14 protein-coding genes are annotated in these 15,343 nt (G+C 65.9%); all 14 read right to left on the bottom strand.

Annotated elements, in window-relative coordinates; all coding sequences use genetic code 11:
- Positions 1-50 precede the first annotated feature (50 nt).
- The 14 genes from NA2_RS00915 to NA2_RS00855 all read right to left on the bottom strand — a co-directional run bounded on the left by NA2_RS00915 (position 51) and on the right by NA2_RS00855 (position 15,333).
- On the bottom strand, positions 51-1,568 hold the full coding sequence (locus tag NA2_RS00915) for a pyridoxal-phosphate dependent enzyme (RefSeq protein ID WP_244423562.1): 1,518 nt from the start codon (positions 1,566-1,568) through the stop codon (positions 51-53).
- A 201-nt stretch (positions 1,569-1,769) separates the two neighbouring features.
- A complete protein-coding gene (gene cofH, locus NA2_RS00910; RefSeq protein ID WP_008593138.1) occupies positions 1,770-4,190 on the bottom strand; it encodes a 5-amino-6-(D-ribitylamino)uracil--L-tyrosine 4-hydroxyphenyl transferase CofH in 2,421 nt (806 codons plus the stop codon).
- Positions 4,187-4,873, bottom strand: coding sequence for a 2-phospho-L-lactate guanylyltransferase (cofC, locus tag NA2_RS00905; RefSeq protein ID WP_008593135.1), 687 nt, complete (start codon positions 4,871-4,873; stop codon positions 4,187-4,189). The genes cofH and cofC overlap by 4 nt, the downstream gene beginning before the upstream one ends.
- Positions 4,870-5,865 carry a 2-phospho-L-lactate transferase gene (gene cofD, locus NA2_RS00900; protein WP_008593133.1) on the bottom strand — a complete coding sequence of 332 codons (996 nt, stop codon included), beginning with the start codon at positions 5,863-5,865 and terminating at the stop codon, positions 4,870-4,872. The genes cofC and cofD overlap by 4 nt, the downstream gene beginning before the upstream one ends.
- A complete protein-coding gene (gene cofE, locus NA2_RS00895) occupies positions 5,862-6,626 on the bottom strand; it encodes a coenzyme F420-0:L-glutamate ligase (protein ID WP_008593131.1) in 765 nt (254 codons plus the stop codon). The genes cofD and cofE overlap by 4 nt, the downstream gene beginning before the upstream one ends.
- A gap of 4 nt (positions 6,627-6,630) precedes the next feature.
- The gene (npdG, locus tag NA2_RS00890) at positions 6,631-7,296 is read right to left on the bottom strand and encodes an NADPH-dependent F420 reductase (protein ID WP_008593129.1); all 666 of its coding nucleotides are present in this window, start codon (positions 7,294-7,296) and stop codon (positions 6,631-6,633) included.
- 238 nt (positions 7,297-7,534) lie between these two features.
- Positions 7,535-8,251, bottom strand: coding sequence for an ABC transporter ATP-binding protein (locus NA2_RS00885; protein ID WP_008593127.1), 717 nt, complete (start codon positions 8,249-8,251; stop codon positions 7,535-7,537).
- Entirely contained in the window at positions 8,244-9,038 is a 795-nt protein-coding gene (locus NA2_RS00880) for an ABC transporter ATP-binding protein (protein ID WP_008593124.1), read from the bottom strand. Before NA2_RS00880 ends, NA2_RS00885 begins: the two co-directional genes overlap by 8 nt.
- Positions 9,038-10,111, bottom strand: a complete 1,074-nt coding sequence (locus tag NA2_RS00875; protein ID WP_008593122.1) for a branched-chain amino acid ABC transporter permease — start codon at positions 10,109-10,111, stop codon at positions 9,038-9,040. Before NA2_RS00875 ends, NA2_RS00880 begins: the two co-directional genes overlap by 1 nt.
- Positions 10,108-10,980, bottom strand: a complete 873-nt coding sequence (locus NA2_RS00870) for a branched-chain amino acid ABC transporter permease (RefSeq protein ID WP_008593120.1) — start codon at positions 10,978-10,980, stop codon at positions 10,108-10,110. The genes NA2_RS00875 and NA2_RS00870 overlap by 4 nt, the downstream gene beginning before the upstream one ends.
- A gap of 281 nt (positions 10,981-11,261) precedes the next feature.
- Positions 11,262-11,390, bottom strand: coding sequence for a hypothetical protein (locus NA2_RS22370; RefSeq protein WP_274531966.1), 129 nt, complete (start codon positions 11,388-11,390; stop codon positions 11,262-11,264).
- Positions 11,391-11,681: 291 nt separating this feature from the next.
- Positions 11,682-13,382, bottom strand: coding sequence for a thiamine pyrophosphate-requiring protein (locus NA2_RS00865; protein ID WP_040676396.1), 1,701 nt, complete (start codon positions 13,380-13,382; stop codon positions 11,682-11,684).
- Between the two features lie 153 nt (positions 13,383-13,535).
- Positions 13,536-14,846, bottom strand: a complete 1,311-nt coding sequence (locus NA2_RS00860; RefSeq protein WP_008593116.1) for a TRAP transporter large permease — start codon at positions 14,844-14,846, stop codon at positions 13,536-13,538.
- On the bottom strand, positions 14,833-15,333 hold the full coding sequence (locus NA2_RS00855; RefSeq protein WP_192814148.1) for a TRAP transporter small permease: 501 nt from the start codon (positions 15,331-15,333) through the stop codon (positions 14,833-14,835). The genes NA2_RS00860 and NA2_RS00855 overlap by 14 nt, the downstream gene beginning before the upstream one ends.
- Positions 15,334-15,343: the final 10 nt, after the last annotated feature.

Below are 15,343 nucleotides of genomic sequence, written 5' to 3'. Positions count from 1 at the left end.
GCTTCAAGCACAAACACTCTCCTCTTCGTCCGGCGGAAAACCGCCACGTGTCAGTTCAAGCCGGCCTCGGCATTGAATTCGTTGATCAGATGGTCCCAGGCGGGTGCGTCGGCGGCGATGCCGTCCCAGAACGCCTGGTCCTTGCGCGCGTCGAAATCGTCGATGTCGACGCCCTGCTGCTCGACCCATGTGTAGTAGCCGAGGTTGAAGATGCGCCGCCGCTCGCCCTGGTCGAGTTCGAGTACGTGCTGCGTCGTCAGGCCGGCCAGATCGCTCAGGAACACCCGGTCCGCCTCGGCGGCACCGAACCCGTCGGGGAAGAACTTGCGCCGTGCGCCCTCGGCCTCGGTCGCGTACATGCGCGCGCTGTCCGTGGCGATGGTCATCACCACCTCGTCGGGGCCGTAATTCATGTGGCGGGCGAGCTTGATCGCCGCGGCGATGTTGGCGAAGCCAGAGATGCCCACCTCCGAGAAGGCCGCTATGGCCTCCGCGTCGAGGCCGGTCTGGCGCAGCACCGCGGCCCTGCCCTCCTCGCAGCTGAACAGCAGGTTGAGCCGGTCGGTCACCTGGTCCGAGATGCCGATCACGAAATCCGTGTTCATCACGTTGTGGATCAGCGGGATGTGCTTGTCGCCGATGCCCTGGATGTTGTGCTCGCCATAGCCGTTCTCCAGCATGGTCGGGCACTCCAGCGCCTCGACGGCGGCGATGCGCGTGCCGTGCAGCGCCTTCAGCCGGTCGCCGGCGGCGATGGTGCCGGCCGAGCCGGTGGCCGAGACGAAGGCGGCGAGCCGCGTGCGATCGGTCTTGCCCGGAAGCGCGGCGAAGACCGCGGCGCAGGCCGTTCCCGTCACCACATGATGCGCCATGTAGTTGGAGAAGGCCGAGAACTGGTTGAGAATGACGTTCTTCTCGTCCAGCGCCAGCTCATGGCACTTGTCGTAGATTTCCTTGACGTTGCTCTCCGTGCCGACCGTGCGCACGATGTGCGACGGGTCGGAAATCCAGCGCTCCAGCCAGTCATAGCGCTCGCGGCTCATGCCCTCCGGCAGGACGGCGACGCCGTCGCAGCCCAGGATGCGCGAGATCGCCACGCCGCCGCGACAGTAATTGCCCGTCGACGGCCAGATGGCGCGATGATGCGTCGGGTCGAAGCGCCCCGTCACCAGCAGGCTGACCAGCCCCGCATAGGCCGGCAGCACCTTGTGCGCGCCGATCATCGGGAAATGCGATCCGAGAAGCACGACGATCGGAGCGGCAACGCCCGTCAGGGCCGGCGGCAGCGTCACGCTCGCCGGAACATCCGTGCGGCTGCGCCGGTCCGCGGCATTGAACCAGTGGACGCGCCACAGGTTTGCCGGATCGGGACTGTCGGGATCGACGCCCTCCAGCCGCTCGAGGGCGCGGGCAGGAAACGGATCCTGGCCGGAAAGCTGGGCGAATGTCGGCAGGACAAGGCCGGAGGTCCGAACGCGCTCGACGGCGGAGCGCCGTATGGCGGCATCAACCACTTCGGCCCTGTCGGCAAATCCGTTCTGCGCCTGCGCCATCGCACCCTGCTCCAATCTTAGGCCGCCACTCCTCGGCAGCTAAGTCAACCTATCATACTAATAATAGTATGTCTACTTGATGATAAGAATCTTCGCAGCCCTCCCCGGCTGGGGAAAACCGGGCCGCCGCACATCCTAAGAATGTACGGCGGCTCTCTAAACCATTGGATTCAATGAGCTCTCTATTTCGCCCCGGAAGCTTCCCGGGACAAAAGGCTAATGGACGCCGCCAGCCTGAAGCGCCGGCTCTCCCGCCTCGCGGGTGCTTGCGGCGGCGAATGCGCGCTCGCGAATCTCCGCGCTGGCATTGCCGTAGAGCGTGTTGCGCAGGCGCGGCAGCCTGCCCGCCGAGACGATGATCCGCTCCATCTGCTGCGGGGTCATCTCCTGGCCGTAGCTGGCACCGGCGGACCGCGAAATGCTCTCATCCATCAGCGTGCCGCCGAGATCGTTGACGCCGGCGTTCAGGCAGTGCCGGACGCCGTCCGGCCCGAGCTTCACCCAGGACGCCTGGATGTTGGTGATGTGCGGGTTGAGCGCCAGCCGTGCGACCGCGTGCATCAGGATCGCCTCGCGGAAAGTCGGACCCGGCCGCGAGCGGCCCTTGAGGTAGATCGGCGCTTCCATGTGCACGAAGGGCAGCGGCACGAACTCGGTGAAGCCGCCCGTTTCGATCTGCAGGTCGCGCACCCGGATCAGATGCCGCGCCCAGTGCTCGTAGCGGTCGATGTGGCCGAACATGATCGTCGCCGTGGACCGCAGGCCAAGCCCGTGCGCCGTGCGCATCACGTCGAGCCATTGCTGGGTGTTGATCTTGTCGGCGCACAGCTGCGCGCGCACCTCGTCGTCGAGGATCTCGGCGGCCGTGCCCGGCAGGCTCTTCAAGCCCGCCTCCTGCAGGCGGCCGAGGAACTCGGCGACCGGCACGCCGAGCGTCTGCGCGCCCTGCGACACCTCGAGCGGCGAAAAGGCATGCAGATGCATCTGCGGCACCGCGCCGCGCACGGCCTCGCAGATGTCCAGGTATTTCTGCCCCGTATAGGAAGGATGGATGCCGCCCTGCATGCAGACTTCGCTCGCGCCGCGCTCCCACGCCTCGCTCACCCGGCGCGCCACCTCGTCCATGCCGATATCATAGGGCCGGCCGCGCAGATTTTCGCTGAGCTTGCCCTTCGAGAAGGCACAGAACTGGCATTTGAAGTAGCAGATGTTCGTATAGTTGATGTTGCGCGTGACGACATAGCTGACGACATCGCCATTCACCCGGCGGCGCAGGTCGTCCGCCGCCTGGCAGACGGCCGAGAAATCGTCGCCGCGCGCCCGGAACAGCCGCACGATCTCCGCCTCGCCGAGCGGCACACCGTCCTGCGCCTTATCGAGGATCGCCTGGATGTCGAACGAGGCCTTTGCCGGGGCGGCGGGCTTAACCAGCGCGGCGTCGGCGGCCGGCGGCGCCTCCTGCCGGCCGGGGCACCAGCCGTCGGTGCGCGGCCAGCCATCGGCGTCGATCAGGTCGTAGAGCGGCGTGCGCATCTTCTGGTCGACCCATTTCAGGGCATGGCGTGCATGGGACGGATAGATCGCCAGCCGCTCCGTCAGGAGCTTGCCGGCCTCTGCCGTCGCCTTTGCCAGTTCCTCAAGATGCGGCCACGGCGCTTCCGGGTTGACGTGATCCGGCGTCACCGGCGAGACCCCGCCCCAGTCGTTGATGCCGGCATCGACGAGCTGCTTCAACGCACCCGGGCTGAGATTGGGCGGCGCCTGGATGTTCATCTCCGGCTCGAACAGGAGCCGTGCCATGGCGATGGTCCACAGATGATCGTCGAGCGGCGGCGCCTCCACATTGTGCATCAGCGTGCCGGGCTTCGGCCGGAAGTTCTGCACGATGATTTCCTGGATATGGCCATGCGCGTCGTTCAGGTCGCGCAGCGCCAGAAGGGAATCGATCCGCTCCTCGCGCGTCTCGCCAATGCCGATCAGGATGCCCGAGGTGAACGGCACCGCATGCTCGCCGGCGAGCTTCATCGTGTCGATGCGCGCCGCCGGGATCTTGTCCGGCGAGCCGTAGTGCGGTTTTCCCTTGCCGCACAGCCGCCCCGAAATGCTCTCCAGCATGATGCCCTGCGAGATGGACACCGGGCGCAGCGCGCGGAAATCCGCGTCGTTGAGCAGGCCGGGATTGAGATGCGGCAGGAGGCCCGTCTCGCGCCAGACCAGGTCGGCCATCTCCGCCAGATAGGAGAGCGTCGTCTCGTGTCCCAGGGCCGCCAGCTCCTCGCGGGCGATCCGGTAGCGCAGCTCCGGCTTGTCGCCCAGCGTGAACAGCGCTTCCTTGCAGCCGGCCCGCTTGCCCGCCTCGGCGATCGCCAGCACCTCGTCCCGTGTCAGGAAGGCCTTCTCGCCCTTGCGCGGCGGATGCGCGAATGTGCAGTAATGGCAGACGTCGCGGCAGAGCTGGGTCAGCGGAATGAAGACCTTGCGCGAATAGGAAACGCGGCCGCCATGCGCCGCATCGCGCCGCTGCGCGGCCGCTTCCAGCAACGGCTCGAGGTCCGCGATGTCGATCAGGCTCAGCGCCTCTTCGCGGTCGAGCCGCCGGCCGAGCGAAAAGTCCTTCAGCAGCGTTTGCGTTGTCATGGCTGCAATTCCTCCTTCAACCATGCCGTTGCCGGCACGGGGTTGTTTTGCGCCAGGCGTTCGAGAAACGCCCGCGTGCGCGCTGCGGCACCGCCCTCGGCGCTGCAGAAAAGATCGGATGAAACGTCGATGTCGTGGCCGGCGCCTTCGAGATGAAGCACACGCGGCGTGATGCCGGCCGCCCGCGCCATGGCCAGATGCCGCGTGAAACTGTCCGGCCCGAATGCCGGCTCCATCAGGTTGGAGGGCCGAAGGCCCAGCATGTTGGTTCCGCCGTCGCGTAAGGCCGGCACCAGGACCACGGCATGCGCGTCGAGCGCCCCGGCGACCGCATCCACCTCCGCCGGACTGGCGAAGGGAACGTCCCCGGGCACGACGATCGCACCCTCGCAATCGCGGCCGAGAAGCCATTCCAGCCCCTGCCGGACGGCCTCGTTCGTGCCCGCTTCCAGCCGGTCGGGCACCACCGATGCGCCGATCCCGCTGGCGAGTTCCGCCGCCTGCACGTCGTTGGTCACCACGACGATCCCGCTCAGCCTTTCAGCGCCGACCAGCACGTCGAACACGTCACGCAGCATCGCGCCGGCGAGTTCCTGCCGTTCTGCCCTGCTCAGCAGCAGCGACAGGCGGGACTTTGCCCGGTCGAGCCGCTTGACGGGAACGATGGCCCAGTATCCGCTCACGTCGACACCGCCTCCACTGCCCGCAATGCAGCAGCCAGTTTTTCGGCAAAGCCCAGCGTCTCGCGGGCCAGCCTCTCACGGTCGTCGTCCGACGACATCAGGGTGGCGGTGACATGGGTCGGCCCGTCGAGGGCGCCGCGCTCTCCGGCATCGCCGGCATCGATCACGAGACCCGAGATCAGGCCGCGGTAATGATCGGCAATCGCCCTGTTGGTCGCGGCAACGCCGAGCTCGGCCATGATCTTGTCTGTCGGCCCCTTGACGGCCTTACCGCCGATGATCGGCGACACCGCGACCACCGGCACGCCCGCATCCTCGATGAGCTGCCGCATGCCCGGCACCGCCAGGATGGGATCGATGCTGAGGAAGGGGTTCGACGGGCAGATGATGATCGCCTGGAGATGCGGATCCCTGAGAGCCGCCCTCACCTGCGCGGTCGGCTCCGCCTTGCCGGCGCCGTCGAAAGCGATCTCGCGCACCATCGGCGCGCAGCGCCGCTCGACGAAGTAGCGCTGGAAAGGCAGCATGCCCTCCGGCGTCATCACCGTGGTGCGCACCTTTCCATCGCTCATCGGCAGGATTTCGGCGCGAATGCCGAAGCTGTTGGCGAAGGATCCGATGATCTGGGTCAGCGGGACGCCGGCGCGCAGCTGGCGCGTGCGCTCCACATGCAGCGCCAGGTCCCGATCACCGAGGCGGAACCAGGTTTCCGCGCCGATGTCCTCGAGGACGCTCATGAAATTCCAGCTCTCGTCGCCGCGCCCCCAGCCCAGCTCGCGGTTGGCGAGGCCCGAAAGCGTGTAGAGCACCGTGTCGAGATCGGGGGAGATGTGCAGGCCGAGATGCTCGAAATCGTCGCCCGTGTTGACGACCACCGTCAGCCGGTCGCCGAGGATGCGCGCCAGCCCGAACGCCAGCTTGGCGCCGCCGACGCCGCCGCACAGCGCCACCACGCGGCCCTTCTCCGCCATGTTCTTTGCTCCTGCGGTCATCGGAACATATCCCGCTTCCTGTCGCGGATGATCGCCGAGGCCGGCCGTGCCGGCGCATCGGAGCGAAAGCCGCGAATGAGTGCTGCGGGCACGGCCTCTGCCGCTTGCCCCATAAGCAGCGAGGCCGCCGAAGCCAGTTCGTCGGCGGTCGCGATCTCGGTCACCTTCAGCTCGCGGCCGAAGAGATCGACCGCGCCCACCCGGTCGACCAGCGCCGGAATGCCCGCAGCACCTATGGCCACCCCCACGACGCCATTGCGCCAGGGACGGCCGAAACTGTCGTTGATGATGACGCCGACCGAGACGCCCTGCTCCGCGTCGAGCCGCGCCTTCAGCGCCGCCGCGGACCCGTCCGGATCGCGCGGCAGAAGCAGAACGCGCCCGCCCCCATCGCCGTGGCTGATGTTGGATTCGTCGATCCCGGCATTGGCCATGACGAGGCCGAGCCTGTGCGCGGCGATGATGACGTGCTGGCCGACCTTGACCAGCTCGTCGGATTCGTTGAGCACCACCTGGACATGGCGCGCGTCCTTGCCGAGTTCAGCAGCCAGTTCCCGTGCCCTGGCCGAGGGCGTGACCTCGTCCAGATCGACGTAGCAGCCTTCGGCCTTGGACACGATCTTCTGCGCCAGAACCAGGATGTCGCCGTCGGCCAGCGCCAGCCCGTTGTCGCGCAGGGCGTCGCCGAGGAGCGCGGCGAGGTCGTCGCCGGGTTCGACCAGCGGCATCCCCGTCAGGGCGTGAAGGGAAACGGGCTGCATGATCTCAGGCCTGCGCGGCGTCTTCCAGGCCGGTGATGGCGATGCCGGCGCCAAGCACCTTGTACTGGCGGTTGATCCAGATCAGCACCGAGGTCAGCGCTTCGGCGGCAGCTGAGTTGGCCAGCGAGCCGCCGCCCACGCCGCGATTGGCCACCGCGCCGGCAAGGGCAATCACCTGGTCGCGGGCATCCTTGTCGTCGCTGAACACCAGCACGTCGCAATCGGCGCGGCCGCCCTTGTGCAGTTTTGCCGCGCCCACATTGTGAAACGCCGAGACCACCCGCACGCCCTCGCCCAGCAGCGCCTGGGCGATCTGCGCGGCGGAACCTTCCTCCGGCAGCTGAACCTTGGAGACTTTCGGCGGAACGAGCGGCACCGCCGCATCGACAAGGATCTTGCCCTGCACGGCACTGCGGATTTCCTCGATCGAGGCCGCGTGATTCGAGAACGGAACTGCAAGGATGATGATGTCGGCGGCTTCCGCGGCGCCGACATTGGTCTGCCCACGCACGCCGGCGCCGAGCTGCGCCGCCGCGTCCGCGGCCTTCTCGGCCGAGCGCGAACCGATCACCACCGAATATCCGGCACTTGCCCAGGCGCGCGCCAGGCCCGACCCGAGGTCTCCGGTTCCTCCGATAATGCCGATGACGGGTTTCGACGTTTCAGCCATGTGCTTCCTACCTCACTCGTTTCTGAACAGCGATCGGCGGCGGATGCTTGCGCAATCACGATGCCGTCGATCATTCTGATCAAAAGATACTATGTTTAGTAAGATAGTGCAAATAAAATTGCAGGATAGGCATGATTGTCCACCGACAATGGGCAAAGGCCCGAGAACCGTCTGCCGGTCTTCGGGCCGATGCATCGCAACGACGATAGTCGCGGCGCACGGCGCGCCGCGCCGGGGATCAGGCGTGCACGCCGGCTCCCAGATAGGCCTCCCGCACATGCGGGTTCTTGATCAGGTCCTCGCCCTTCCCTTCGAGCACCATCGTGCCGGCCTCGAGCAGATAGGCGTAATCGCACATGTCGAGCGCGGCGAAGGCGTTCTGCTCGACCATCATCACGGTGGTGCCCGATTCGCGGATGCCCTGAATGATCGAGAAGGTCTGCTCGACGATGTTGGGCGCGAGCCCCAGCGACGGTTCGTCGAACATGATCAGCCTGGGGCGCGACATCATCGACCGGCCGATGGCGAGCATCTGCTGCTCGCCGCCCGACAGCGTGCCGGCCACCTGCTTGCGCCGTTCCGCAAGACGCGGAAACAGGTCGAGCACCCGGTCGAGATCGTCGGCGATACCCTTCGCGTCGCGGCGCAGATAGGCCCCGATCTCCAGGTTCTCGAGCACCGACATCTCGCCGAACACCCGCCGCCCTTCCGGACAATGGGCGATGCCTTTCGCCAGAATGCGGCCGGCGGCCATGCTGGTGATATCCTCGCCGTCGAAGATAATCTGCCCCGAAGCTGCCGGCACGAGGCCGGAAATGGCCCTGAGCGTCGTGCTCTTGCCGGCGCCGTTGGCACCGACCAGAACCACGAGCTGCTTCTCGGGAACCTTCAGCGAGATCCCTTCCAGTGCCGTCACCTTGCCGTAGCGGCAGACGAGATTCTTGATCTCAAGCATTCTTGACACCTCCTCCCAGATAGGCCGCGATCACTTCGGGATCGTTCTGGATCTCGGAAGGCGTGCCGTTGGCGATGATGCGGCCATAGTTGAGGACGACGATGCGGTCGGAGATCTTCATCACCATCGGCATGTCGTGCTCGACGAGCAGGATGGTCGTGCCCTTGGCCCGCAGCCGGTTGAGCAGATCGATGAAGCGGCCGGTCTCCGAAGCGTTCATGCCGGACACCGGCTCGTCCAGAAGGAGCGCGCGCGGGTCGGCGGCCAGAGCCAGGGCAACGCCCAGCAACCGCTGGTCACCGTAGGGCAGGCTGCCGCCCAGCTCGTCGGCTTCATGCTCGATGCCGACGAGACGCAGGATCTCCCACGCCTCCTCGCGCAGCGCGGCTTCGGCCTTGCGCTCGCCCGGCAGCCCCATCAGCGTGCCGAACAGGCTCGGCGCCGTGCGCCGGTGCAGGCCGATCAGGACGTTCTCGAACACCGAGATCTTCTCGAACACGCTGGTGCGCTGGAAGGTGCGCACCAGGCCGAGACCGGTCACCTCATGCGGCTTCAGCCCGTCGAGCGACGTCCCCTGAAAGCTCACATGGCCCTTCGTCGGCCGCTGGAAGCCGGTGATGACGTTGAAAGCCGTGGTCTTGCCGGCGCCGTTCGGGCCGATCAGGCTGACCAGTTCGCCCTCATGCACCTCGAAGCTCATGTCCGAGATCGCCACCAGGCCGCCAAAATGCACGGCCACATGCTCCACCGACAGGATCGGCGCGGATGATTGGGTTTGTGCATTCATCACGAGTTGACCTTTCCTGAACTTGCCATCGCCAGCGAAGAACCGCTCTGCTCCATCTTGCCGCCGGCCGAGCCGTTCTTGCGCTTCGGCTTCGCGGCGCGGTTGAACCAGCGCTCGATGGCCGGAACGATGCCCTCGGGCAGGACGAAGACCACCAGGATCATCAGGACGCCGTACAGGATCCACTGAACCTCGGGGCCGACATAGTTGCGCAGGAACACCGGCGCGAGACCGAAGATCAGACCGCCCACCAACGGGCCGGCAAGCGTACCCTTGCCGCCGGTGATGACCATGATGACCATTGTCACCGTGTTCAGGAACATGAAGATCATCGGATCGATGATCTGGATGTAATGCGCATAGAGACCGCCGGCGAGGCCGGCGAGAGCGCCCGAGAAGATGGCCGCCAGCACCAGATACTTGGTCACGCTGATGCCGACCGACACCGCCAGGGTCTCGTTCTCGCGCAGCGCGATCATGGCCCGGCCGTAGGGAGACTGCACCAGCCGCTTGATCAGCAGATAGGCGAGCGCGATCAGGACCAGGACGAGATAGTAGTTCTGCGCCTTGCCCCACAGGGTCACATAGCCTGTCCACTCGAAACCGAGGGTCAGCGGCGGAATGCCCGGCAGGGCCAGCGGTCCGTTGGTCAGCTCGACCCAGTTGAGCGAGACGAGACGCACCACTTCCGCGAAGCTGATCGTCACGATGACGAAGTAGGCGCCGCGTACCCGGAAGGCGAGCTTGCCGATCAGGTAGCCGCACAGGCCCGCAGCCAAGGCGCCGAGGATCAGCCCGACGAAGGCGGGCCACGGCTCATGCGTGATCTGGAAGCCGAAGATCGACAGGCTGAAGCCCAGCGACGTCAGCGCGCTGACATAGGCGCCGATGCCGAAGAAGGCGACATGCCCGAGGCTGAGCTGCCCGGTATAGCCGAGCAGCAGGTTGAGGCTCATGGCTGCCAGCATGAAGATGCCGGCAACGACGAGGGTGTGCAGATAGTACTGGTCCTGCAGCCAGAGCGGAACCGTGGCGAAGAACGCGAGGGCGATAAAGGGAAAGACCTGTTTCATCCGACACGCTCCGCCCGGGCAAACAGGCCCGTGGGTTTGAAGAGAAGAACAATGATGATGATCACGAAGCCCATCGCGTCGCGGTAGCCGGACGAGATGTAGCCCGCGCCGATCTCCTCGGCGAACGCCAGGATGAAGCCGCCGATGGCCGCTCCCGTGATGTTGCCCAGGCCGCCCAGGATGACGATCGCGAACGCCTTCAGCGACGCCAGGTCGCCCATGGTCGGCGTGACCACGAACACCGGTCCGAGCAGCGCGCCGGCGGCCGCCGCCAGCGCCGAGCCGAAGCCGAAGGTCATCGTGTAGATGGCGTTGATGTTGATGCCCATCAGCGCGGCGGTGTTGCTGTCCTGGAAGGTCGCCCGCATCGCCTTGCCGATCTTCGTCCGGTTAATGACGATGTAGGTGGCGGCGATCAGGACCAGCGCAATGAGAAGCACCATGACGCGCAGCCACGAGACCGACACCGGTCCGATCACCAGCGGCGCGTCAGGCAAGGGCGAATTGATCGACTTGGCGATGCCGCCCCAGCTCAGATGTTCCAGGTTCTGCATGACGATCCAGGCGCCGATCATGATCAGCATCGTCGTATCGATGTCGGCTCCGCGCTTGGGGCGCAGGAGCGTGAACTCGATGATCGCGCCCAGCACCATGCCGGCGGCGATGGCGAACGCGATGGAGACGAAGAAATTCATGCCGATGATGGTGGCGAAGAAGTACATCATGTACGCGCCGAACGCGTACAGTTCGCCATGCGTGAAGTTCACGATCCTCATGATGCCGAAGATCAGGGTCAGCCCTATGCCGAGAAGGGCATATGTACCTCCCATGATGATCGTATTGACGAGGTGCTGCAGCAGCTGATCCAATACTTATCCTCCCTGCGTTCCTGTTCAAACGGCCCCTCCCGCTCACGGCACGCGGCCTGAACGCGAAAGGGCGCCTATTCCTCCAACGCAACGAAGCCTCTACGCTCCGTCACACAATCTACGGCATCTGAAAGAATCCCACAGCCAAGCCCCTCACCCACGGGTTTCCGCTTGACGTCCGGGGCCCCAGCGCCTGAACATCGCAGTCAGCACAAATCTTACGCAGCGTGCCGCGGATTTGTGCATATTGTTGTTATCTTCATATCGTTCCAATATTAATATCATTTCGAATTGGTATTGGCAACAAGCCAGGTGGACAGGCCCGCTTTTTTGGGCGCGAAGCGCGCGCCACAGCCCTGAACATCCCGCAATGCAAGGCAAAACACCCCCTGCGCGACAGGCGCGATCATCGCGCGCGGCGCTGCACGGGCAGACTGCGGATCAGGAATTCTGAGACAACGGGGTGAGAAACCTGGCCGGCCGGAGGCAAAGGCGCGGGAGATTCGCACGGCGGACCGGCCACCGCACTTCAAACGTCTTTCCGTCAGGCGTGATCGCCTGGCCTCAGCAGCGCGTCCAGGCCGAAATGACAATGTCGGCCGAAGGCTTACGGTGTTTTACAGTCAGGTAGGATTACCTGACACCCGCACCAACGCAGAGAAACAATGCCGCTGGCGCCGCCGAGGCATGAGTGCGGCCTTCTATTCCGGCCGCACCCGAACGTTGACCAGCGCCTGGCGCCGCTCGTCGGCGATCACCTTCACGGCTTCGGCGAGCACCGCCGGCAGGTCGGCCGCCTCCTCGACGGTTCGGGTCCAGGCCCGCGAGGCGGCCGCGACCATGGTGTAGTCCGGTGACGGCGACAGGCTCGACAGCGGCGTCTGGTTGGCGCGCGACGCGGAACCGTCCGGGTAGACCTCCAGCGTCGACAGCCTCACGGCATCCCACGCCCCGTTGTTGAGGATCACCGTCAGAAGCGGCAGGCCGTGCGCCTCGGCCACCTGATGGCAGGCGACCGGATTGGCGAACATGTAGGACCCATCGCCGACCACGCAGACAACGAGGCGTTCCCGGTCGGCGAGCTGCGCGCCCAGCGCCGCGGGCAGCGCCCAGCCGAGACCGCCGGCCGGCGTATTGCCGAAGAACCGGTTGCCGGCCTTCAGCGTGTAGAAGGGCGACGGCGCGCCGCGTTCGTTGAAGACGATGCCGTCGTCCCCCAAGATTTCGGAGACGCAATGCGCGACCCATGCCTTGCTGGCTGGCCCGCGACTTCCTGCTTCCGCCGCCTTCGCCACCTTGGCGCGGTAGGCTGCATGGGCCGCGACGGCAGCTTCGCGCCGCGTATCGCCCTGAGAGGGGTGCTCATCCAGCGCAGCATCGAGGGCCGCCAGCGTGCGGGCCGTGTTGCCGGCGATGGCGAGCGACGAGCGGTATGAGCGCACCGGCATACGGGCGAAAAGCGGGTCGGGGCCGATATGGATCACCTTCGCCGTCACCGCCGGCTGCGCCGCGCTTTCGATCCACGCGACCGGGGCATCGACCACGAGCACCACATCGGCAGCCGGCAAAAGCTCCGGCAGGTTCGGGCCGACGAGCATCGGATGATCGCTCGGCATGACGTTGCGGGTCGCGAACACTTCGCTGACGGCGATCCCGTGCCGCTCGGCCAGGGCAGCGAGAAGTGCGGCCACCTTGCCGGCCGGATCGCCGCGCTGGCAGACGATCAGGGGGTTCTTCGCCGCTGCCAGCCATGCGGCCGCCTGCTCCACGGCCTGCGGGTCGGGTGCCGCCGGGTTCGCCGCCACCTGAAGCGGCGTCGCCCCCTCGCCCATCGCCGGCGCTGGCTCGCAAAGCGGTTCGCGCGGCAGGCTGAGATAGATGGACCCGACCGGTTCCGACATGGCTATGGCGTAGCCGCGCGAAACGAGATTGCCCGCATTCTCCGCATAGCGGAGTTCGTAGTCCCACTTGACCAGCTCGCGCACCATGCCGCTCTGGTCGAACTGCTCCTGCCCGTACTGGATCGGCGTGCGCCGGGCGCCCGGACGATCATGTTCCGTCAGCGGCGTGCGGCCGGACAGCATGATCACCGGCACGTCGTCCGCATGAGCGTTGATGAGGCCCATGACCGCGTTGGCCAGCCCGACATTGACATGCACCATCGCCGCCTGCGGCTTGCCGGTCACCAGATAGTAGCCATGCGCCATGGCGACCAGCGCCGCCTCGTGCGGAACGATGACCGGCTTCGGCGCGACGGTGCCGCCCTCGCCGCGGCGCGCATAGCTCTCGATGATCGGCGCGAAGTCGCTGCCGGCATTGGCGAACAGATAGTCGACGCCATTGGCCTTCAGGCTGAACAGCACCGCATCGGCGCCGGTAGGGTTCTCGAGTGCATCGGTCATGAGGGCATTCTCTGCTTTCGCGGAAACGTTGCGGTAAACCGGCTGGAACCCGGCCGCGCTCGTGGTCCGACCGAGACAGATGGTCCCCATCCGTTTCGGCAAGTCAGCCCACAAGCTGTTGATCTGGTGGGGTGATCCGTCACGATCGCCCCACTAGTTCCCCATCATCGTCTGCGGGATATAGAGCGCGATCGACGGGAACAGGATCAGCAGGACCGTGCAGACCGCCATGGCGATCCAGAACGGGATGACCCCCCGGAACACGGTCGACAGGGGCACCTTGTCGGCGATGCTCGCGACGACGAAGACGTTGAGCCCGACCGGCGGCGAGATCAGCCCCATTTCCAGCACGATCACGGCAATGACGCCGAACCAGATCGGATCGAACCCTGCCGCGATGATGGCGGGGAAGACGATCGGCAGGGTGATGACCAGCAGCGACAGGCCCTCGAGGAAGGTCCCCAGGATGATGTACGCGGCCAGGATCAGGAACAGCACCCCGTAGGGACCGACATCCAGAGCCGTCAGCCCCTGGCTGATGAAGTGCGGCAGGTCGCTCAGCGCCAGGAAGGGCGCGAAGATATTGGCGCCGACGAGGATCAGAAACACCATCGACGTGGTGCGCACCGTCTGCATCAGCACGTCCTTCCACTGCGCCAGGCTGAGCCGCCCGCGGAAGAACGAGACGAACAGCGTCAGGATCGCCCCGATGCCCGCCGCCTCGGCCGGCGTGAAGAAACCCAGATAGATGCCGCCGATGGTGATGACGATGATGCCGCCGATCAGCGAGGCGCGCAGGCCGGCGCGGATGCTCTCCCGCAGGGTGAAGGGTTCCCCGGCGGGACCGTCGGCGGGGCGGATCGACGTGACGATGTAGATCGCGACGACGAACAGCGCAGTGAGCAGGATGCCCGGGAGGATGCCGGCCATGAATAGGCGGCCGATCGACTGCTCGGTCAGCGTTGCGTAGATGATGAAGCCGGTCGACGGCGGGATGAGGATGCCCAGGGTGCCGCCGGCCGCAACCGACCCGGTCGCCAGCGCATCCGAATAGGAGAAGCGCTTCATCTGCGGCAGCGCGACGCGGCCCATGGTGACGGCGGAAGCGATGGACGATCCGCTCAGCGCCGAGAAGCCGGCGCAGCCGATGACGGTCGCCGAGGCGAGACCGCCGCGCAGCCGTCCGATCCAGGCGAAGGCCGCATCGTAGAGGTCGCGGCTGAGGCCGGAGGCGCTGGCGATGTTGCCCATCAGGACGAACAGCGGGATGACCACGAGTTCGTACTGGGTCACGGTGGCGAAGGCCTCCGACGAGGCCATGTAGAACGCGGTGTTGACACCGCTCAGCGCAGCGATGCCGACGAAGCCGACCATGCCGATCGCGAGCGCCACCGGCACGCGCAGGATCAGGAGCACCGCCAGGCCGACAATGCCCAGGAGGCCATAAATCTCATTCGGCATCATCGTTCCCCGGCTTTAACTGCTTGACGATGTCGAACACGACCACGAGGGCATAGAGACCAAGGCCGAGCGACAGGGCGAAATAGAAAGGTGCATGGGGCAGCGACAGGAGCATCGTCCGCTCGCCGAAATCACCGGCTTCCGTGCCGCCGACGAAGCTGCGCCATGACAGGATGGCAAGGATGGCCAGGCTGATCAGGTCCGCCAGCAGAAGCTGGCTGCGCCGCAGCCAGGGCGGCAGGAAATTCTGCAGGGCATCGATGGCGATGTGGACGCCATGCGTCGCCCCGCTGGCGAAACCGCTGGCGGCGATTACCGCCAGCGTCATCACCATGATGTCGCGTGCGCCGAAAATCGGCGATCCGAGAGTTCGCCCCACCACATCGCAGAACACCAGCCCGGCCAGGAACAGGATCGCTATCCCGCCCAGGAGGCCGAACCCGTCGGCCAAACGGTCGGCGACCGTCGGCCTGGTTTCCTTCGCACGCATCATTGTCGTT

Source organism: Nitratireductor pacificus pht-3B, from assembly GCF_000300335.1.
GTDB lineage: Bacteria > Pseudomonadota > Alphaproteobacteria > Rhizobiales > Rhizobiaceae > Nitratireductor > Nitratireductor pacificus.
The sequence above is the reverse complement of the archived record's forward strand: the minus strand, read 5'-3'. Positions and strand labels throughout refer to the sequence as shown.